Source organism: Nostoc sp. S13, from assembly GCF_029379315.1.
In the GTDB taxonomy this organism is placed as follows: Bacteria; Cyanobacteriota; Cyanobacteriia; order Cyanobacteriales; family Nostocaceae; genus Nostoc.
The window spans coordinates 39,806-59,363 of sequence record NZ_JAQYWQ010000030.1; the positions used below are offsets into that span (position 1 = coordinate 39,806).

Below are 19,558 nucleotides of genomic sequence, written 5' to 3' on the forward strand. Positions count from 1 at the left end.
ATTTCTACCTGAGCCTTTTTTAGATTCAATTAAGTTACTTTGGTTTATCAAACAGAATAAAGGTGCCAGTCGCCAGAATTCACTTGGGTATTTTGTGCGACTGGTGGATGAATAAACGGCGTTTTTGCACCCCCACCAAATTTTCTTGTTTTGTGGTCAACAAGAAAGTGGCGGGTCTGAATCCCCCACTGATTGCATTCTGACTCCTGAATTCTGACTTCTGAATTCTTCTTCAATTAGCTTACTAGCGGTTACGGTTGTAGCCACCGCCACCACCGCCACGATTACCACCACCGAAGGAGGAACCACCTCTGTCTTCTCTGGGCTTGGCTTTATTTACTTTCAAGTCACGACCAAGCCATTCAGCACCATCAAGGGCTTCAATGGCTTTTGTTTCTTCATCTTCTGAACTCATTTCCACGAAAGCAAAGCCGCGTAAACGACCTGTTTCACGGTCAGTAGGCAGCTGAACACGTTTTACAGCACCATATTCTGCAAAAACAGCACTCAGCGCATCTTGTGTAACTTCATAGGAGAGGTTACCTACGTAAATTGACATTAAATGTCTCCAAAATCATAAGTTTGTAGAGATTTAGATTTCGGAGAGAAGTCTGTAATACCAAAAGGGAAAAGCCTGTCAATACTAAAAACAAACACTGTCGCCGAATTAATTCTCATTTCACTTCCCATGATGGCATAACAACTAACTTTCTAGGGAAAAGTTTGAAAAACTGTTATAAAAAGTTATGTTGCCAATTGATAGCTAAGTGCTGGCTAGTCCCAAAACGGGTGAAGCTATAGGGAACCGCACCCACGAGATAAACTAATCCACTCTCTTTTCTAAATATTGACCAATCATCAACTGCTCACTAGCACGGGAAATAATGGTTTGTCTGGTGCGGTATTTGCTGCCAATTAGCTTTAACTCTTCCTCAAACACTGAACCATTGTATTCAGTTCGCAAAAACAGTGTTTTAGGGTTGGAGAAATAATACTGGGCGGTGACTGGTTTGGATATGGCAAAACCGCGATCGCGATACAATATGTTTCCCATAGCCCCAAATAATGTTGAACCTTGTGACTCTTTCCTTGCCTTCAACACGTCTGTACTTTCCCATGTAACTGCGGCACCACAGATCAAACTACCTGTATCAGGCAAATCGTGCATTTGAGCTAGCTTTTGCAATTGATCACAGCCCTGCTCTAGAAAATTGATCGTAACTATACTCTCCATCTCCTTGGTTTCTTCCTCTGGGAGGGTGTAGTAGCGTCGTTGCGATTGCCACTTCCCCATTGATTCCTGGAAAAATTCGGAAATCTGGGATTCGTCAGCAGTTTGTGCAATTTTTAGCAATGATGTCACTCGTAACTTCCCTCACCTAAGGTCATCTGGTGGCTGTAATACATATCGCCCTTTTCTTTGCTGTTTATGCGATGTCTACGACGAGCTACGCCTACGCTTGATCGAAATCTTACAGCGTTAAAAAAAAGCAATATATGTTTACTATTCTTAATATATTAGATCAAGCGTAAAAATTGCTCTGACTTTTCACGGGATCTGGAAAACCTCTCTCTAAATCTCTCTCCTACAAGGAGAGAGACTTTGAGTTTTCACCCTTAAAGTGTCGGGGAAGGGGGTTAGGTCTTTCGTGGGCTTTTCCAGATAACCTGAATTGTGAGAAAAATTGCGAGGCATTTGGCTATGTAAGCCTAAGCATAGTTAATTGATACTGCCCATTTGAGAATTAGGGGCGTAAAAGTCTTATATCTTCAGGAAACGCAAGTCTTCTACTAGCGGCAGATTGCAAGAAATTTAAAAATATTTATACTAAGTAAAGAATTGCATCGTCAGCTAAAATGCTGGCTACTTGATGTGATGAGTTAAAGTGGTGAGAATTTTTCGTGATAAAAAGTAGTTTTTGATACAAAATTCTGCAAGAAGATAGATAATTGACTCTCGCCGCTTTTCATTAGTCATATGTCTCAAAATTACTTGGTAATGCACGGCTGTTTAACCCCAAAAGCTCCCCAAATAGGAGAAAAATAAATGATTTTGGACAGAAATAAGCCGCAAAAGCAGGCGAAAATCTCACCTTTCGCAACCGCTAACCAGGTAATTAATACCCAGTTAGATTCAGTTGTGAAGACTGATATGGCTGTCGCAGATGTAAAAAGTAGTTTTGACATAAAGGTGTCTTCCCCTATTGCATCCATATTATTGATTCCCTGCTTGCTAGGGATAGGACTGCTAATAGCGAATTGTGGATCGCTGCCCAAGGAATCGGCTGATGCAGAATCTCAGAGTCCTGGTAGTGGGCAACGTGGTGGTGCAACGGCTGTAGATGTGGCGATCGCTCGAACTGACTTGCTGCAAAAACAACCAGAATATATAGGTAATACAATACCCTTTCGGATTGTATCAGTGCGATCGCAGGTAGAAGCGCGGTTGTTAGCTTTGAACTTAGATGTCGGCGATCGAGTAAAACTTGGGCAAAACGTTGGGCAGTTAGATGATGCCATACTTTCGACCCAATTAAAGCAAGCCCAAGCAGAACTAGCAGCCCTGAAATCAGAAGTAGCGAGGGCAACCAATCAGGTAAGCAATGCCCGTGCAGACGTAGAACGGGCGCGGCTAGAAGTGGTACAAGCTCAGGCAGACTCAGAACGCCAACAGAAACTCTTCAAAGCTGGAGCGATCGCTGAACAAACTGCCCAGCAATCACGTACCCAGGCAAAAACGGCCGCCCAGGTATTGCGGGCAGCTCAAGAGCAAGTGCGTACAGAACAGCAAGCCGTCGCTGCCGCCCAAGGTAGAGTACTTGCTGGGCAGGCATTGGTTGCTCAAACCAAAGAGCGCAGCTCTTACGCTCGGCTGATATCCCCCATCACTGGCGTAGTCACAGAAAAGGTGACAGAACCCGGCAATCTTCTCCAACCAGGTAACGAAGTCTTAAAAATTGGTGACTTTAACCGTGTGAAAGTCGTGGTACAAGTTTCCGAGTTAGAACTGGCACAAATTCAGGTTGGGCAGTCTGTACAAGTCCGCTTAGATGCCTTCCCCAAGGAAAGATTAATTGGTAGAGTTACGCGCATTTCCCCAGCTGCCGATGCCACATCTCGCTTGATACCTATAGAGGTAGTGATTCCCAACAATCAAGCCAAGATTGGTAGTGGACTGCTGGCGCGAGTCAATTTTGAAACCCAGACAACACAGCGCGTAGTAGTGCCGCAAACAGCTATCCAAAAACAAGCAGGGAGTAATAACTCCAAGGGTAGAGGGGAGACGCAAACAAATAGACTTATCCACAAATAAACCTCAAAATAGCTGAAACCCTTACATAGCTGGCTTTTTAGCTTATATAAAACAGGAACCTCTAAAACCCTCTCCAGAGCTAGGTTTCAGCCAAATAAAGTTCTCATTTCCGGATAAGTCTAATGTACGGCAGAATTCCCCATCTAACACATCTGGTATGACAGAGGCAAAGTCACAAGACCGAAGTGGGACAATATTTGTCGTCAAAGACACAGAAGGCAAAACGAAGGTAACAACACGAGCCGTAATGTTAGGAAAAAAGGCTGATGGTAGAGTGGAAATTTTATCTGGTTTGCAAGCGGGAGAGCGCTATGTTGTTCGTAGTGGTAAGGCGCTAAAAGAAGGTGACACTGTAAGTCTTTCAATTCTTTCAGAAAAGCAATAGTGAGCAATAAAAAAAATACTCAGTAGTCACCACTTATCACTTAGTATCATGCAACAGGCAAATAATAATGGTAATGGCGGATTTAGTCTCAGCGCGATCGCTATTCGCCAACACATTGGTACACTCATGCTCACCGTGGCAGTAATTGTCATTGGGATATTTTTTCTTACAACGATCCAAGTCGATCTCCTACCGTCAATTACCTATCCACGAGTTAGTGTGCGGCTAGAAGCCCCTGGTATTTCACCGGAAGTAGCAGTAGATGAAATCACCAGACCCTTAGAAGAAACTTTATCGGCAACCGAGAATGTAGTGCAAGTTTTTTCCCGTACCCGTGAGGGACAGGTGAATCTGGATTTATACTTCCAACCAGGGGGCGATATTGACCAAGCCCTAAACGATGCGACTGCTGCTTTTAACCGAGGTCGAGGACAACTGCCAGATACGATACAGGAGCCGCGCTTATTTAAAGTCGATCCTTCCCAATTGCCGGTTTATGAATTGGCGCTGACATCTGCCTCGTTGCCGGGTAAAGATTTACGCGTATTTGCTGATGAAGAGTTAACGCGTGAACTCAGTGTAGTGCCAGGAGTCGCTTCAGTTGATGTATCTGGTGGTGCTGAGGAAGAAGTACGAGTGCTTGTTGACTTAAACCGATTGCAAGCTTTGGGTGTGGGCTTAAATGATGTCTTAGATGAATTAACAGCCCGTAACCAAGATACTTCTGGTGGCCGGATTCTGGGGCAAAATTCCGAGCCATTGACTCGGACTATAGGACGCTTCCAAAATGCCAGGGAAATTGAAAATATTTCCTTGGAAGTTTCCTCTTCTTCCCGTGCTACCACCAATACCACTACTACAACTACTACCCCTGCACCTTCCCGCCGCGTTTATTTGCGAGACTTTGCAGAGGTAATTGACGATACAGAAGACCAGCGAGTATTTGTTTATCTCAACCGTCAGCCTGCGGTGAAATTTTCAATTCAAAAGCAGCCTGAGGCCAATACAATCACCGTTGTAGACGCTGTGAAGCGGCGAATTGAACAATTACGACAATCGGGTTTAATTCCAGCAGACATGAATTTGAGTCCCACCACAGATGAATCTGTCTTCATCCGCAATTCTTTAAATGATGTCATCTTTTCGGGAATTTCTGGGGCATTGTTAGCAGCAGCAGCAGTGTTATTGTTTTTGGGATCATTTAGGCAAACATTTATTATCAGTTTGACGATTCCGTTGTGTACTCTGGCAGCGATCGCTCTAATGAAAATATTTGGCTTGACTTTGAATGTTTTTAGTTTAGCAGGGTTGACATTAGGAGTCGGTCAAGCAATTGATACATCGGTTGTGATTCTAGAAAACATTTCCGAAAAAGCAGGGATGACTCCCAATCAGAGAGAGAGAAAAGGGAATGGGGAATGGGGAATGGGGAGTGGGGAAAAATCCTCCACTACTCCCTACTCCCCAATCCCTACTCCCCAATCTCTAATCGAGACTGCGATCGCAGCTTCCCAAGAAGTAGAATCTGCTTTAGTTGCTGCTACAGGTGCCAACTTAGTTTCTGTAGTGCCATTTCTCTTAATTGGCGGCTTTATTGCACTGCTATTTAATGAACTGATTCTAACAATTAGCTTCGCAGTCGCAGCCTCCCTTGTCGTTGCGATCACAATCGTGCCGATGCTATCTTCTCGACTTTTGGGAATTCGCTGGTCTAGTCGGATCAGTGAATTTTGGCTGCTTAGACAATTTAATCACCGATTTGAAGATGCTACGCGGGGATACGGTAGTTTCTTAACCAGAGTTTTACGCTATCGGCTCCTCGTAGTTACTGCTGCTTTGCTAATTTTAGGCGGTAGCAGCTTCTTTATGTTTGGTCAAATTCCCCAAGAAATTTTACCCCGCATCAGTACTGGTCAAGCTAACTTGAGAGCGCAATTTCCGCCTGGTACACCTTTAGCAACTTCTGAAAAAGTTATGCAAATTGTCGATGACATTTTGCTCAAACAACCAGAAACCCAGTCTGCTTTCACAACTGTGGGTGGTTCTTTATTTGGCAGCAATACCACAGAAAATCCTTTACGTGCCACTAGCACTATCAGTCTAAAACCAGGCATAGATGTCGAAGCTTTCGTCAAAAAAGTAACTCAGGAATTTAACAAACTCAATTTAGCAGGAATTCTGCTGCGCCTCAATCCTGGTCAGGTGCGGGGTTTAATCTTGAGTAATTCCCCAGTCCAAGGGTCAGACGTTGATGTGATTCTACAAGGTGAGAATGAAGAAAATTTAACGCAAGCAGGTGCACAAGTGCTGCAAGCATTGCAGGAAAGGGCAAAATTAGCGACATTCCGACCAGATGCCGATCCCCGGCAACCGGAAATCCAAATTCGCCCTGACTGGGAACGGGTTTCGGCTTTAGGGTTGAGCGCCGGGCAAATTGGTGCAACAGTTCAGACAGCAATTGAAGGTTCAGTTCCGACGCAAATTCAACGCGGTAATCGTTTAGTTGATGTGCGGGTGCAGCTAAATAAACAAGCGATTCAGCGTCCTTCTCAGCTAGAGCAATTACCGCTATTTACAGAAAACAATCAACTAATCCGCCTTTCAGATGTTGCGAACATTGAAGAAGGTCAAGCGCCTGGTGAAGTGCAACGGATTAATCAGCGCCAAGCTTTTATTGTCGCAGGAAATCTCACCCAGGGAGCTAGTCTTGGTGAAGCGATCGCAGAAGTCAACAAGGTACTCCAGGATGTAGACTTACCTGATGGGGTTTCAATTGTCCCTAGTTCTGCCCAAGAAACTAATCAGCAACTTCAAGATGCTTTAAAAACTTTGGGGGCGTTGGCAACATTTTTAATTTTTGTAGTCATGGCGGTGCAATACAATTCGCTGATTGACCCATTAGTAATTATGTTCACCGTACCACTGGCGTTAGCTGGGGGAATTTTTGGACTTTACATTACCAAAACTGCAATTGGCGCAACTGTAATTGTTGGTGTCGTCCTGCTGGTGGGAATTGTGGTGAACGCGGGGATTCTCATGGTAGAACTAGCGAACCAAATTCGGGAAGAAGAAGGTTGTACTCGCCAAATTGCGATCATGAAAGCTGCTCCTCAACGCTTGCGCCCAATTATCATGACTACAGTTACCACTATCTTGGGATTGTTTCCTTTGGCATTGGGTATTGGCGAAGGTTCGGAGTTTTTGCAGCCTTTAGGAATTGTAGTTTTCTTTGGGATGGCGATCGCAACAATGCTGACACTATTTATCATCCCCTGTTTTTATATTCTGCTGCACGATTTGCTAGGTGGAAATTGGGCGAAGCCAGTGTTAAGCCGGTTGCGTGGATTTACGAAAAAATTCATTTGAATCCCTGGTCAGGATTAACGCAAAACAGTGTACACAGTTTATCGAATTACCCAAAACAAAAACCTCACCCTGTCCTGACTTTAATTCCTCTCCGAACCCACGGAGAGGGAGCAACAATCTTATTTCTCATCTGGTATATTTGCACTCATTAAGATGCTTCCTCAGCATACTTACACACTGAGGATCTAAATCAATTTTTTCAAACTCACATATTGCCCAATCTGTCAACGCATAACTTCTAATTTAGATTTTTTATAAAGATTGCGTGAAATTGCTAGTTATGATGATAAAGCATTACAAGAATTGCTTTATAAATCAACCTATGAGTAAATATAAACTCAGTCAGCAGGCACGCCTTAACCACTATTTATCTAGCAGGTAGATAGCAGTTGAAAAGTGAGTTTTTGTTGTTTGATTTAAGCCACGCGGTATAGTATTCTCTCAATCAATATTAAGAGGACAGAAATATGACCACAATAGCAACCAAAATAGCCTTATCTGTTTTAGGAGCAGCAGGAATTAGTTTTTTGTCCTGGACACCAGCAAGAGCCGTTATCTTGGTATAACCCATCGTCACGACTAAAAATCAAGACATCCTCGACAGGAAAAACCCAAGAACCCTTACAGACTATCAACCAGGGGAAGTAATAGAATATGGTGTTCCAGATGTAGCCAATAACTTTCTAAATGCCACCGGGTACGATATAAATAGCTTGGTTTTTGATTTAAAAACGCTGTCCTATAGTAATCGAAATTCCACTCCACCACTTGATAATGAACTAGTGCAGTGGGGAGATGTAAATGGAGATGGGAAGATTGGTTACTCTACTAACTCTGATCTAAAGGATATTTTTACAGACATTACCATCAATGGTAGTACTATCACTTTTAGTGGTGGCGTAATTCCAAATGGAACCCTGTTTTACAATCCATTCGCTACTCTTCCTAATCTAGCGCCAGGTGCTGGAATCATTCCACCAGTGCCACCAGAGCAAGCGGATAAAGATGGGCCGATCAGAGTGGCTGCTTATTACACTGCTGTTCCTCAATCAACTAGCGTTTTGAGTGTACTGGTCTTTGGTGCTTTAGGCGTAGCTTTAAAATTAAAGCGATCGCAACACTCTTGCTGAGGACTGAGAATTGGGGACTAGCATAACATAACCGACAAGCACCAATGCCCAATGCCCAATGCCCAATGCCCAATGCCCTCATTCTGTAATTAATTCACGATACACTACCAGTGTTTCCTGATGGACGCGGGCAACACTCAGCCACTCTAGGTTTTGATTTGCCCGTTGTTTCCATTCGTGCAGCATATCGGCATTACTCAGTAATTGTACTAAAACTCCAGCCAAAGCATTACTATCTTTTGCTGGTACTAAAAGACCTGCTTGCCCATTGTCCAAAGCTTCAGGAATACCGTCTACCTGAGTGCCAATGATTGCAGTTCCAGCTTCCCTAGCTTCCGAAAGTACCAGAGGACAAGGGTCACGATGGGAAGCCAATACAAATATGTCACAAGATATAAGATAGCGTTGTGGTTGCGGCTGGAAGCCTTCAAAATGAATGCGTTCTTTTACAGAAGTTGCTTGCGCTTGTGCCTCAAATAGCTGTTTATCAGGGCCATTTCCTACCAAATAAAGATGCGCTTGGGGAAAATCTGAGGCAATTTGGGCAAAGGCAGCGATTAACTCAGTAATTCCTTTGCGTTGATACATCCCGGCTACGGTAGCGATCGCTGGACGGTTTAATGGTAAAGGTTGATAATCTTCTATTTGTCGCGTGCGGGGACTGCCCAAAGTTCCGTTGCATACCACCCGCAACTTATTTTCTGGAATACCGCGCCGTGCCATAGAATTTCCTACAGCTTTGCTGACGGCAATTACCCTGTCAGCTAAACCCATCAGCAGGCTAGCACGTTGAAATTCGTTGTGTACTGTGGAAACTAAAGCATACTTATGCCCTTTAAAAATACGTGCTAGTATGACTCCGGTCATCATATGGGCATGAACAATATTAGGGTGAAATTCAGCTGCGAGCGCTCGATAACGCCTAGCTGCTTTGATCATACTTATCGGTTTCCTGGTTTGATCTAGTTGGTAGTGTTTGACACCACAAATATCTAGTAAAGTCTCGTATTCACCACCAGCAGAAATAACCGCTACATGATGACCAGATTTTGCCTGTAAACAAGCCAGATCCACAGCCACATTCACAATACCGTTACCTATTTCTTGAACGTGGTTCAAAATATGTATAATTCGCATAATCTTTGAGATATGTATAAGAAATCAAGATAAGTAACTGAGTATCAATCAACATAATTATTTAGGTCTTCAGTGACAACTCAAAAGTAGTCAGTAGTGCATAAAATTCACCACTTGCTACTGACTAAGAGCACTTCTAACCAGTTACTTAGCTTAAAGACTTATTCAGTAATGGCTAGATAAATCGGGGTAAAACTCCAAAATTCTGAAAACTCCATTCAACACAGCGATTGCCAAAACAGAGATAGGACTTACGCACAATCTACAAATTCTTCTGTTGCGATCGCCTGACTAAGCGCACCCGCCGCCGGAAGCACAGGGAAGAATGAGCAAACTTTGGGTATTCCCGTAATGAATGACCGAGCCTTGCAAGCGCTGTTCAAAATGGTATTAGAGCCAGAATGGGAAGCGCGATTTGAACCTAACTCATACGGGTTCAGACCTGGGCGCTGATGTCATGATGTAAGAAAGGCAATATTTTCCAGCATTCATAGAAATCCAAAATTTGTTTTGGACGCTGACATTGCAAAATGCTTCGACCGCATCGACCATGAAGCACTGCTAAGAAAATTAAATACATCTCCCACCATCCGCCGACAAATTCGAGCATGGTTAAAAGCGGGGGTGATGGATGGTAAGCAGTTGTTTCCAACATCTGTTAGCGAAGCGCGCGCGTACTCGCGCGACGGGTACGCCGTAGGGTGGGGTCATTTCTCCATTACTAGCTAATATTGCCATTCACGGGATGGAAGAAAGTCAACACCCTAGTCAAGTTGCTTCTCTACGAGACGCCAAAGGCGAACGCTCCAATTAAAAATTATTAATTAAAAAGCGTTGGGAGAGCCAAACTCCCCTCTGGGCTTGCCTAACGGCAGGCTGATGCCAAAGTCGAGGGGTTGGGAAAGAGAGGTTCTTCCAGGATTACTGAATTGGTGTTCTAGTTACCCCAAGGAGTTTGAGAAACGACATCTTCTCTGGGGAGTTTCTGAAAGTGGAAGGGATAAAGGTCACGTACTGGTTGATTCAGTGGATCTGCTTTAGTTAATATGTATAATCTTATCAATCACATAACAGGGTGTGGTGATAGGATTAATTAAATTTTGAGCCAATTCAACAGAACGAATGGTACGCACAACCCCAGGACAGAAAATTCCTATTGATTTCTGCAAGCGACTGTTCTTGAGATTTCTTTAGAAAAACCAACTTCAGAGATTCAAGTTCAGCAAGAATCAAAGGATGAGATAAAGGCATCTCAGAAAACTACCAAAACTACTAGGCGGCAACCGCCAAAAAGTTCTAAGCCTGGGTAAAGATGTATCAACTTTAATAAGTATTAGTAGAGGTGGCTGTAATGCCGACAATTCATTTGGTGGATGGTGAAAAAGGCGGGGTAGGAAAGTCTCTCTTTACTAGGACAATGATTCAGTATTGTCTCGATAAGAAAATCCCGTTTGTACCAGTGGATACAGATAGGTCGAATCCAGATGTAGCAGGGGTGTATAAGGAGATATGTAAGTATGCTGTGTTTAGTGAGAATGAACGACAGGCTGATAAGGCAGATAAAATATTTGAGTGGGCGGTAGAGAAGCCAGTAATTGTGAATTTAGCCGCACAATCGCATAGAGCAGTACAAGGGTGGATTGACTCTAATCAATTATTTGAACTAGGGAGTTCGCAGGGAGTGATGTTTTGCAAATGGTTTGTATCCACAGGAGGATACGACAGCATGAACCTGTTTGCTCAGTCACTGAATACCTACGGTGAGAGAATCCCTCATATTCTGGTGAGGAATTTAGGGCTGTGTGATGATTGGGAGCATATAGAGTCAGATTCAAACTTTCAGAAAATAGTAAATAAATATAAGATAAAAGTTATAGATTTTCCGAAGTTAGCATATAGAGAAAGAAACATAATTGACCAAAATCGCCTGACATTTGCGGAGGCAAGAGAGTATAAAGAATTTGGAATAATTGGGAGACAGAGAGTAGTGAATTTTCTGAAGCTTGCTTATAGTGCTTTTGAGAAAGTAGGTATCTGGTATGAAAAAGTTGAATAGCAAAGCCCTAAAGAGGAATGGCACGCTTGTTTAGTTATTTGTTCGGCTGAGGCAGTTTTTACTGGAGTTTTAAAACCTTGTGTTGCATAAAAGTTTGTGGTAAGTGCTTCAGCCCTTACTACAAGCCAATTTAATTAATTTTAAATTGCGTAACATAGTTTGATTTTTCGTGCCGACTTAATTAATTTAGCTATTTGATGGTTGCCCAATGAAGATTACATTTGCCAAAACTTGTATTTTTGTTAACTCGCGCACCAGACGTTGCGCTTGATGTTTATAAAGTGGTATTGGCAAGACTATAGGCAAATTATTCATCCATTGCCTAGCAGTAGTGGAACTACATCCCGTAATCAAAACAATTTCTTCAGCACCATACATAATAGCATTTGTAGTCAGAGCTTTTTCTATCTGCACCTGCCAAAGGCGAGGCAGCATTTCACCCCATTCAATTCGCTGTAAACTAGTACTTGTGGCTAAAACAATCAAGCGATCGCCAGCATGAAGTTTAACATCATACCAGGGCATTAAAGAGTAATTATCTTGCCGATATTTCTGGTAGAGAATTGGCACAACATTGTAGCCATAGGCTATTTCAGATAGAAGCAACCCATTCAGAGTATCGCCATCTTCAATCTTGTATTCCGTCACCATGATTATTTGCTCGTTTAAGTGAAACAAGCTAAGTACATTTTCTCCAAAGGCAGCGCAAGCAAAGACTTCTGCCGACAAAGCCGCGCCACACAGAACTTGAGCATAGGAAAACAGAGGGGCGACATTATCACTAAATTGGCGGTCTTGAGAGCGGATAATTAAGCTAGTGGCGGGGTTCATTGCATGAGCCATTAAACCAATTTCCAGATTTTCCATGTTATCGTCCCCAACTAAAACGATGCTTTTGGCATGGGAGAGATTCACCTTAGTGAGTGCTTCGGTAGCATTGCCAACAATAAGGGGCATATCGGGTAAAGTATCTTGGTCGAGAGCAGTAGGATGAATTCCTACTAACGGCTGGTTGAGTTCTTGCAAAAGAGCAGCCACTCTCTGTCCCAAGCGATTTAAGCCAATAATCACCACATGGTTGCGTTGTGGGATGGGAGGACGGGAATTGAAAAACTGGAATCTGGAAGTGACAAGGGCATCAGTTACCAGTGCATATAATACTCCTACGAAAGCTTGACCTGTCAACGTCAGTCCCAGGCTAAACAATCGCAACCACCAAGGCATATGGTCTGAGGGTTGTGGTTGCGATGTAAACTCAACGCTGCCAAATAAATCTCCGTATCCTCCCAACAGCAAGACTCCTGTTGCATAGAAAGCTTCTTCGAGGGAGATGTGAGGATAATATAAGCGATAAAGAACTATTCCAACCAGCCACAGAATAAGTACAGTAATGGCATAGATTGTCGCAATTCGCCGGATTTGATTTTGGCTTTGGTAGTAAGATTGCCAAAATTGCGCTATTTTATCCTTGAGATTTTTCGCTGTGATGCCTTGGATAAACTGTTGCCACTGCCACCTTTGACGATGAGATTTCCGGTGTTGCTCAGATAAAGCTAAATCGTATGCAACATCAATGTAAACTAGTGTGTCTCCTACCTGCACTTCTGCCTCTGGGTTCCAGCCAAACAATTCTTTTGGTGGGTGAGATGAAACAGGTCTGTGACTCAAGATGCGACGAGTTGTAAGATTCAGTCTATGTACTGGCTTGCCATTACACCAGCTATCCTTCGCTTCTACCTGGTGCTTTATTACTTGCAATAGTTCCCCTTCTAAGGTGAAATATCCAATAGCTTCAGAGCCGAGGGCTGTCAGAGCGAAGGCATGAGCTGAAAGATGAGTCGGCTCAAAGGCAACAAAATTGCCGAGATTTTCCCACAAGAGTTTATTGAAATTTTGTTTGTCAGAACGTACAATTAGGCGAACGTGCGGATTAAGACGCCGTGCTGCAAACGCAGCTTCGATATTTATCCGCTCATTTCTGGTAACTAAAAGTATTGAACGACACTGGCTTATACCTGCCTGCTCTAAAACACTTGGCTGGCGGCAATCTCCGATGATTAACTTTTCTAGTAAGCTTGGTACTTCTAGAATTTCCCAATGTTCGGGCTGCACATCGTCAATAGCACTGACTTTAACATCGTACTCCTTTAGGACTGCAACACAATGTTGCCCTAAACTTTGGAGTCCGCATACTAAGAAAAGGTCTTGGGGTTTTTTTTGATTGCTGGTAGGAGGGGGATGCACTTTCTGTTGATAGCAGTATTCGATACTGTTAACAGTATGTGTTTACTAGGATTATATCTCAAGAAAGCAAACTCGCAGAATTTACGTCTAAAAATAACGTCGCTTGGGATTGTTGACGGAGAATAGAAGCCGGACAATCTGTACTTATAGCTCCTTGCAACATCTCTTTTACCACATTTGCTTTACGTTTTTCTGGAGCCAAACAGATAATTTTTTTAGCTGAACAAATTGTCGAGATGGTGACAGTAAAAGCATATTGTGGGACAGTTTCTAGATTTGGAAAGTGACCTGTGCTTACTTGTTGTTGACGGTTCACTGTATCCAGTTTCACTAGTTTCACACTGTAAGGATCTTGAAAATTTGCTACTGCTGGATCGTTAAAAGCCAAATGTCCATTTTCGCCAACACCAAGACAGCATAAGTCAATTGGTTGTGCTTGCAGTAGTTTAGTGTAGCGATCGCACTCTGCCATTGGTTGCAATGTATCACCTTCTATATAGTGAAATTGCTTAGGAGTAACCCGCTTCTCTACACGTTCTTGCAAATAACGCCGGAAACTGGCAGAATGGTCAGCAGAAATTCCCAAATATTCATCTAGATGGAACAGAATAATTCGTGACCAATCTAGATCACCCAACGCAATCAAAGCATTCAGAAATTTGAGTTGGGAGTTACCTGTTGCTAATAATACAGCAGCTGTATCCTGTTGCTTGAGAACTTGCTGTAAATACTTTTGCGCGATTTCGGCAACATCCTGGGCCATTTCGACTTCAGAGTTGTAAATCTGTACTAGTAGATCATCAACGCGAAAAAAGTTTGTAGCAGCTAGCATTTGCTTACACATCTCACTTTCATAAAAAGCCTTGTAAAACCTCACTTTGTTAACGAGAGGGAGCAAGAATCTTGTTTCTCATCTGGTATATTTGCTTTCACTAAGATGCTCCCGATAAAGAAGAGAGATTTTCCAGATGCCGTAAAAAGTCATGTATTGACGAAAGAAGAATCACTAAAGACAAAAACAATGTACACTATTTAAATTAAGTTAACAATTATTTACATTTTACCGAAAAATTATGCTGGCTGCAATTCTTTTTGACCTAGACGGCACTATTGTCAACACTGACCCCATACACTACCGAGCTTGGCAGAAAACGCTGTTAAATTACAACATAGAAATTGACGAGACATTTTATAAATCTCGAATTAGTGGGCGGCTAAATGCAGAAATTGTTAAGGACATTCTGCCACAATTATCAGCAGTAGAAGGGCAAAAATTTGCAGACGAAAAAGAGGCGCTTTTCCGCGAACTCGCCCCGCATCTACAACCACTGAGTGGATTTTCTGAACTACTAGAATGGACAGAGACACATCAGTTAAAACGTGCATTAGTAACTAATGCCCCTAGATTAAATGCAGAATTTATGCTAAAGGTTTTGGGAATAAAAGAAGCTTTCCATATAGTTGTTTTAGCGGATGATTGTATTGCAGGTAAACCCGATCCTGCGCCCTACCAAGTTGCGCTGAATAAGTTGGGGATTACAGCAGAGGAAGCGATCGCCTTAGAAGACTCTCCCTCTGGTATTCGTTCTGCTGTGAGCGCAGATATCCGCACTATTGGTATAGCATCCACCCATGATCCGCAGATTTTACAGTCAGTTGGGGCATTTATGGCAATTCCAGATTTTACTGATTTGCAGTTGTGGACATTGCTAAACTCACTCATCGAGCCAAATTTAAGTGCGATCGCTCCATTAGTCAAGAGAACCCTATAGCGATCGTTTGTATGCAATACACTCTGATTTCACTTCCATTTCTCTGGCGTAAAATGTCTCGGAATCAGTTGTAAAATTCGGACAGCAACTGATTCAGCTAATACAGTCAGTCGCTCTTTGGTAAATTTCTGAAGAGACAGATATTTTTTAGCGATCGCTGCTAGACAAATAAGTTGATTATGGTACAATTAGAAACTGTGATTGCTATTTAACAGCGATCGCCTTGGGTGGGCTACGCCTACACCAAATTTGCCAGCATAGCACAGTGGTAGTGCATCCGACTTGTAATCGGAAGGTCGCGAGTTCAAATCCTGCTGCTGGCTTTCGTTGATTTTGACAGTGCTATTTAAGAGCAATGCCTAACTTGGGCTACGCTTACGCTAAATTTGCCAGCATAGCACAGTGGTAGTGCATCCGACTTGTAATCGGAAGGTCGCGAGTTCAAATCCCGCTGCTGGCTTTTACAAAATAATGATTTAGGTGATGTGTTGCTAACTATAAAAACCGCTCTAATTCTTCTAGTAGCATCTTTTGGTATTTCCACATAGCAATGCGACTATCACGATAGACCTTGGCGATAAATGGAGCAGGATGTTCGCGGACAAATTCTTGCATTGAAACATGGTGTAGTCTTCTTCAAAAGCATAGGCTGTCACCGCAATAATCACCACGTTTTTACCTGTCTCCCTGACTCGAATTTGCCGGGTAGTTTCGTAGCCATCCATCACCGGCTTTTGAATGTCCATCAAAATTAGGTGGGGATGCCATTCTGACCAGAGAGCGATCGCCTCATTTCCATTCTCCTCTGTAATCACCACACCACTGTCGTCTGCCTCAAAGCGGTAGATCATAACCCGATCAAACCCAATCATTGCTTTCACCTCTCTAGCAAGGCTTTGAGCCAGATTCATCAGGCTAGTGGCATTACGCCGCAAGGTCGCTTGACATCTGGGCTGAGGCTTTAACTTGACACCAATGACATCTTGTCCGCCCCACAAGATTGGATAATTTATTTGTTGGAAGTCCCTAAGTTGAAAATAAAGACAAGGAGAATTGCCTTGAATCAGTTGAAGGATTCGCTCAAACTGATACTCAGTAAATCGAAAATTTTTTCAAAACAGCAATATCTACGGTGGGCTACGCCTACGCTAAAAATTGTAACTAAAAATATATCCTTGCTTAATTATAACGGTTCTCAATTGCATAGAATAGATACCACTCGTAGTGGTTAAGTTGATACCAATCAGCAATGTTCCCTACCATCTGTTGCATCCAAACGAGAACTGCTATATATATGTGAAATACCCATTTATACATTTTTTGGCAACACTAGCTAAAACCCTTGATATACAAGAGTTTTAGCCAAAAAATGCGATATTTCTTTGTAAAATCGCAACATTTAATTTATGAATGTACAAGTGCGTATGAATACTTGGATTAAAAGTTTTTACCCGATTAATTCAAGTTGCTATTTTTTATTAATGCGTAAGTCATAGAATTTATGTTTTAGTCTCTAACTGAACCCTATTGTTTCATATTCAGGACTTCTACCAAATTGTAATTCTTAATTACGAATTACGAATTAGCATAAGTCCTATTGTTCATGAATTCGCAAGTTGTCGGAAGCGTTTTTGAACTTCCTGAATCGAAAACAAAGTTTTAAACTTTAACCCAGCTGATTGATACAACTCACCTCCTCCTTGTTCGCGGTCTACCAATGAAATTACTTGATTTACGGTATAACCTGCTTCTTTGAGACGGTGAACTGCTTTCAGAGCAGATTGCCCAGTTGTAACCACATCTTCCAAAACTACTACTTTTGCACCTTTTGGTAAACTGGGGCCTTCTATATCAGCTTTCGTCCCATAACCCTTGGCTTCCTTGCGAATAATCAGCGCTGGTATCGGTCGGTTTTCATAAACAGAAACTACACTCACTGCTGTCACAATTGGGTCAGCCCCCAATGTTAAACCACCCACAGCCTGTGTATCTACAGGTAATAAAGGAAATAGTAACCGTCCAACTGCCAAAGCGCCTTGAGGATGGAGTGTTACCTCCATCTTATTCACGTAATAAGAACTACGTAGCCCAGAAGCAAGAACGAAATCACCTTCTTGATAAGCAAGCTGGCAAAATAAATCTAGTAGCTTGTGGCGTAAGGTAGTCAAATCAGGAGTGGTTGCCCAAATATCTGAGTGGTTAAGAGTTTCAGTAGGATACGTCATTACAAAACATTAAAAGTTGTGCTACACCAAAGGTTGAACTCATAAGAGTTCTGAACTTAAGCATAAATTAAGATTGCCCAAAAATTGAGGAGTCACAAACGTGCGTATTAAATTAAAAACCCTTGGTGGTTTATTAGTGTTGCTTGGTGCTGGTATTGCTTTTCCCTCTGTTGCATCTGCCCAAACACAAACACCCAGTTATGAAACTACGAATGATGTATTTGAACGAGCTTTTTTTAGTCACGATCGCAATTTCTACGAAAATAGCAGCCTCAAGCGTCAGCTAGACTCATTTTTCGGATCTGGTTCCAGTTTCGGTGGTTCTTTCCCAGAAAATGAAATTGCCCACGATGCTGAGTTGGTTAACACTTTATATCATGATGTCCTGACTCAGCAAGTTGGCAATGATCCTTATATTCGCACTCCTGATTTACCAAATCCTTATGACACGTCGCTAATCATGTCTCCCCGTTTGAATAGCAACAAACTCAAAGTCGGAACTGAATTTAGGTTTGAAACTTTGCCATCTCGGTAAGATTAGGGAGTGGCGAAGGTGGGGCCACCTCTGGGGATAAGGGGTAATGGGGAGTAGGCAGTGGGGAGTTAGGAGTTATAAAAATTTTCCCCTATCCCTGTGTCCCTTTGTGTTGAGTACTCAGGACTGATTAATTTAGCGTGTAGGAGTTGAACAAGCATGTGAATGCTCAAGATAATGTAGTATTGTATTACTCGTGTCCCAATTATCATTGAGGGTCTGATAACATAACACCTTACTACTTTTTAATGATTCAGTGCGCCCTGCTGGAATCGAACCAGCCTGAAGGCGAATTATGAGTTCGCTGCCTCCCCAATCGGCCAAAGGCGCTTGTTTTGTTGGCTTTCGGGTTCCTATGAGTCAATTACTTCAACTATTTAGGTGAACCCGATTTTGCTAATTTGAGAGCCAGGAAAATACCTTACGCACTGAGTTTAGCCAATTCCATGATTATACCACAAATTTACCACCTGTGAATACTGGACAATAATTTACCATATTTTTATACTACATAGTTTAATCATGAAATAGTGCAAACTAATATTGATTAAGTTCCTTTAAGGATTGAGGTCAAAAGCTTCACTATTCTTAAATAGACCAGCATTCTTTTGTGATAGCTTGTCAGCGATGAAAATAAATTCTACTGTACTTCTTACTTTGATTTTGTTAATCCTGATGATGGGAGCAGGTTCTGTAAGCGCGTTTTTGGGGTTTGAACTAGGGAGTTCAGCACTTAAAGGCGTTACCGCACCAGATGGGCGTCCCACAACCAAATTTGCCAGCAATAAGACAAACACAAACAACTCCCAGCAGGGAGGGTTAGTGCTATTAAAAGAGGAAGAAATCCTGAAAATTGTCAAGGCGCGAATTGAGGGTAAAACCAAGGCGGCTAAATCGGAAAAGCTAGAGGACGATGATGAAGAAACCAATAGCAGCAAGCAGAAGCCAGAAGAAAAACCCCCACAAGTGGTTGAAGAAAAACTCCAGCCTGGTTTTCCGGTTACTGCCCAGAGTCAAGGTGTAACCATGTCTGTGCAATCTGTTCGCTACTCTGGTGGTGATTTGCTACTGAAAGTGAAAATGCAGAACAAAGGAAAAGATTCTGTGCGCTTCCTGTATAGTTTTTTAGATGTTACTGATGATAAAGGACGAACCCTGAGTGCTAGTACAGAGGGTTTACCAACAGAATTGCCTGTAAATGGCCCAGCATTTTCCGGTACAGTGAGCATTCCCACAGCTTTACTTGATGATGTCAAGAAGATATCACTGGCTCTCACTGATTATCCCGCTCAACAATTGAAGCTAGAGGCATCGAATATTCCTGTAGAAAGGTAGATTGAGCATTGGGCATTGGGCATTGGGCATTGGGCATTGGGCATTGGGCATTGGGCATTG

Annotated in this window: 14 protein-coding genes, 3 tRNA genes and 1 pseudogene; 10 read left to right on the forward strand and 8 right to left on the reverse strand. The window is 42.5% G+C overall.

Annotated features, from left to right (window positions below; translation table 11 throughout):
* Window positions 1-244 precede the first annotated feature (244 nt).
* Together PUQ00_RS12215 and PUQ00_RS12220 are read right to left on the reverse strand one after the other, a co-directional pair.
* Window positions 245-559 (reverse strand): RNA-binding protein, encoded by a 315-nt coding sequence (locus PUQ00_RS12215; protein ID WP_300416464.1) that lies wholly within the window; start codon window positions 557-559, stop codon window positions 245-247.
* Between the two features lie 264 nt (window positions 560-823).
* Entirely contained in the window at window positions 824-1,363 is a 540-nt protein-coding gene (locus tag PUQ00_RS12220; protein WP_300416466.1) for a phycobiliprotein lyase, read from the reverse strand.
* A gap of 684 nt (window positions 1,364-2,047) precedes the next feature.
* Here PUQ00_RS12220 and PUQ00_RS12225 point away from each other — a divergent pair.
* The 4 genes and pseudogenes from PUQ00_RS12225 (at window position 2,048) to PUQ00_RS12240 (ending at window position 8,194) form a co-directional block, all read left to right on the forward strand.
* Window positions 2,048-3,313, forward strand: a complete 1,266-nt coding sequence (locus tag PUQ00_RS12225; RefSeq protein WP_300416468.1) for an efflux RND transporter periplasmic adaptor subunit — start codon at window positions 2,048-2,050, stop codon at window positions 3,311-3,313.
* Window positions 3,314-3,476: 163 nt separating this feature from the next.
* Window positions 3,477-3,698: pseudogene (locus tag PUQ00_RS12230) on the forward strand (efflux transporter periplasmic adaptor subunit); the annotation flags it as partial.
* 48 nt (window positions 3,699-3,746) lie between these two features.
* Entirely contained in the window at window positions 3,747-7,064 is a 3,318-nt protein-coding gene (locus tag PUQ00_RS12235) for an efflux RND transporter permease subunit (RefSeq protein WP_300416469.1), read from the forward strand.
* A 713-nt stretch (window positions 7,065-7,777) separates the two neighbouring features.
* Window positions 7,778-8,194, forward strand: a complete 417-nt coding sequence (locus PUQ00_RS12240; protein ID WP_300416470.1) for a hypothetical protein — start codon at window positions 7,778-7,780, stop codon at window positions 8,192-8,194.
* A 78-nt stretch (window positions 8,195-8,272) separates the two neighbouring features.
* On the opposite strand, the gene PUQ00_RS12245 is transcribed toward PUQ00_RS12240, so the two are convergent.
* Window positions 8,273-9,331, reverse strand: coding sequence for a glycosyltransferase (locus PUQ00_RS12245; RefSeq protein WP_300416471.1), 1,059 nt, complete (start codon window positions 9,329-9,331; stop codon window positions 8,273-8,275).
* 1,351 nt (window positions 9,332-10,682) lie between these two features.
* Here PUQ00_RS12245 and PUQ00_RS12255 point away from each other — a divergent pair.
* Window positions 10,683-11,387, forward strand: coding sequence for a mobilization protein (locus PUQ00_RS12255; RefSeq protein ID WP_300416489.1), 705 nt, complete (start codon window positions 10,683-10,685; stop codon window positions 11,385-11,387).
* Between the two features lie 186 nt (window positions 11,388-11,573).
* On the opposite strand, the gene PUQ00_RS12260 is transcribed toward PUQ00_RS12255, so the two are convergent.
* Together PUQ00_RS12260 and PUQ00_RS12265 are read right to left on the reverse strand one after the other, a co-directional pair.
* Window positions 11,574-13,631 (reverse strand): potassium channel protein, encoded by a 2,058-nt coding sequence (locus tag PUQ00_RS12260; RefSeq protein ID WP_300416473.1) that lies wholly within the window; start codon window positions 13,629-13,631, stop codon window positions 11,574-11,576.
* Between the two features lie 58 nt (window positions 13,632-13,689).
* A complete protein-coding gene (locus PUQ00_RS12265; RefSeq protein ID WP_300416475.1) occupies window positions 13,690-14,463 on the reverse strand; it encodes a glucosamine-6-phosphate deaminase in 774 nt (257 codons plus the stop codon).
* Window positions 14,464-14,704: 241 nt separating this feature from the next.
* Between PUQ00_RS12265 and PUQ00_RS12270 the strand changes: the two genes are divergently transcribed.
* The 3 genes from PUQ00_RS12270 to PUQ00_RS12280 all read left to right on the forward strand — a co-directional run bounded on the left by PUQ00_RS12270 (window position 14,705) and on the right by PUQ00_RS12280 (window position 15,863).
* Complete coding sequence (locus tag PUQ00_RS12270; protein WP_300416477.1) at window positions 14,705-15,403, forward strand: HAD-IA family hydrolase; 699 nt, start codon at window positions 14,705-14,707, stop codon at window positions 15,401-15,403.
* A gap of 251 nt (window positions 15,404-15,654) precedes the next feature.
* A tRNA-Thr gene (locus tag PUQ00_RS12275) sits at window positions 15,655-15,726 on the forward strand.
* A 65-nt stretch (window positions 15,727-15,791) separates the two neighbouring features.
* Window positions 15,792-15,863: transfer RNA gene (locus PUQ00_RS12280), tRNA-Thr, on the forward strand.
* Window positions 15,864-15,921: 58 nt separating this feature from the next.
* Here the strand turns inward: PUQ00_RS12280 and PUQ00_RS12285 are convergent.
* Window positions 15,922-16,401, reverse strand: a complete 480-nt coding sequence (locus tag PUQ00_RS12285) for a response regulator (RefSeq protein WP_300416479.1) — start codon at window positions 16,399-16,401, stop codon at window positions 15,922-15,924.
* A 603-nt stretch (window positions 16,402-17,004) separates the two neighbouring features.
* Window positions 17,005-17,628, reverse strand: a complete 624-nt coding sequence (gene pyrE, locus PUQ00_RS12290) for an orotate phosphoribosyltransferase (RefSeq protein ID WP_300416481.1) — start codon at window positions 17,626-17,628, stop codon at window positions 17,005-17,007.
* Window positions 17,629-17,728: 100 nt separating this feature from the next.
* On the opposite strand from pyrE, the gene PUQ00_RS12295 reads away from it, so the two are divergent.
* On the forward strand, window positions 17,729-18,163 hold the full coding sequence (locus tag PUQ00_RS12295) for a hypothetical protein (RefSeq protein ID WP_300416483.1): 435 nt from the start codon (window positions 17,729-17,731) through the stop codon (window positions 18,161-18,163).
* A gap of 257 nt (window positions 18,164-18,420) precedes the next feature.
* Here the strand turns inward: PUQ00_RS12295 and PUQ00_RS12300 are convergent.
* Window positions 18,421-18,493 (reverse strand) — tRNA-Ile (locus PUQ00_RS12300).
* A 297-nt stretch (window positions 18,494-18,790) separates the two neighbouring features.
* Between PUQ00_RS12300 and PUQ00_RS12305 the strand changes: the two genes are divergently transcribed.
* On the forward strand, window positions 18,791-19,498 hold the full coding sequence (locus PUQ00_RS12305; RefSeq protein WP_300416485.1) for a hypothetical protein: 708 nt from the start codon (window positions 18,791-18,793) through the stop codon (window positions 19,496-19,498).
* Window positions 19,499-19,558 lie beyond the last annotated feature (60 nt).

Excerpts from the sequence above, each read along its gene's own strand:
- pyrE (WP_300416481.1), bottom strand. The coding sequence starts at position 17,628 with ATGACGTATCCTACTGAAACTCTTAACCACTCAGATATTTGGGCAACC.
- PUQ00_RS12265 (WP_300416475.1), bottom strand. The coding sequence starts at position 14,463 with ATGCTAGCTGCTACAAACTTTTTTCGCGTTGATGATCTACTAGTACAG.
- PUQ00_RS12225 (WP_300416468.1), top strand. The coding sequence starts at position 2,048 with ATGATTTTGGACAGAAATAAGCCGCAAAAGCAGGCGAAAATCTCACCT.
- PUQ00_RS12270 (WP_300416477.1), top strand. The coding sequence starts at position 14,705 with ATGCTGGCTGCAATTCTTTTTGACCTAGACGGCACTATTGTCAACACT.
- PUQ00_RS12235 (WP_300416469.1), top strand. The coding sequence starts at position 3,747 with ATGCAACAGGCAAATAATAATGGTAATGGCGGATTTAGTCTCAGCGCG.
- PUQ00_RS12305 (WP_300416485.1), top strand. The coding sequence starts at position 18,791 with ATGAAAATAAATTCTACTGTACTTCTTACTTTGATTTTGTTAATCCTG.
- PUQ00_RS12215 (WP_300416464.1), bottom strand. The coding sequence starts at position 559 with ATGTCAATTTACGTAGGTAACCTCTCCTATGAAGTTACACAAGATGCG.
- PUQ00_RS12245 (WP_300416471.1), bottom strand. The coding sequence starts at position 9,331 with ATGCGAATTATACATATTTTGAACCACGTTCAAGAAATAGGTAACGGT.
- PUQ00_RS12255 (WP_300416489.1), top strand. The coding sequence starts at position 10,683 with ATGCCGACAATTCATTTGGTGGATGGTGAAAAAGGCGGGGTAGGAAAG.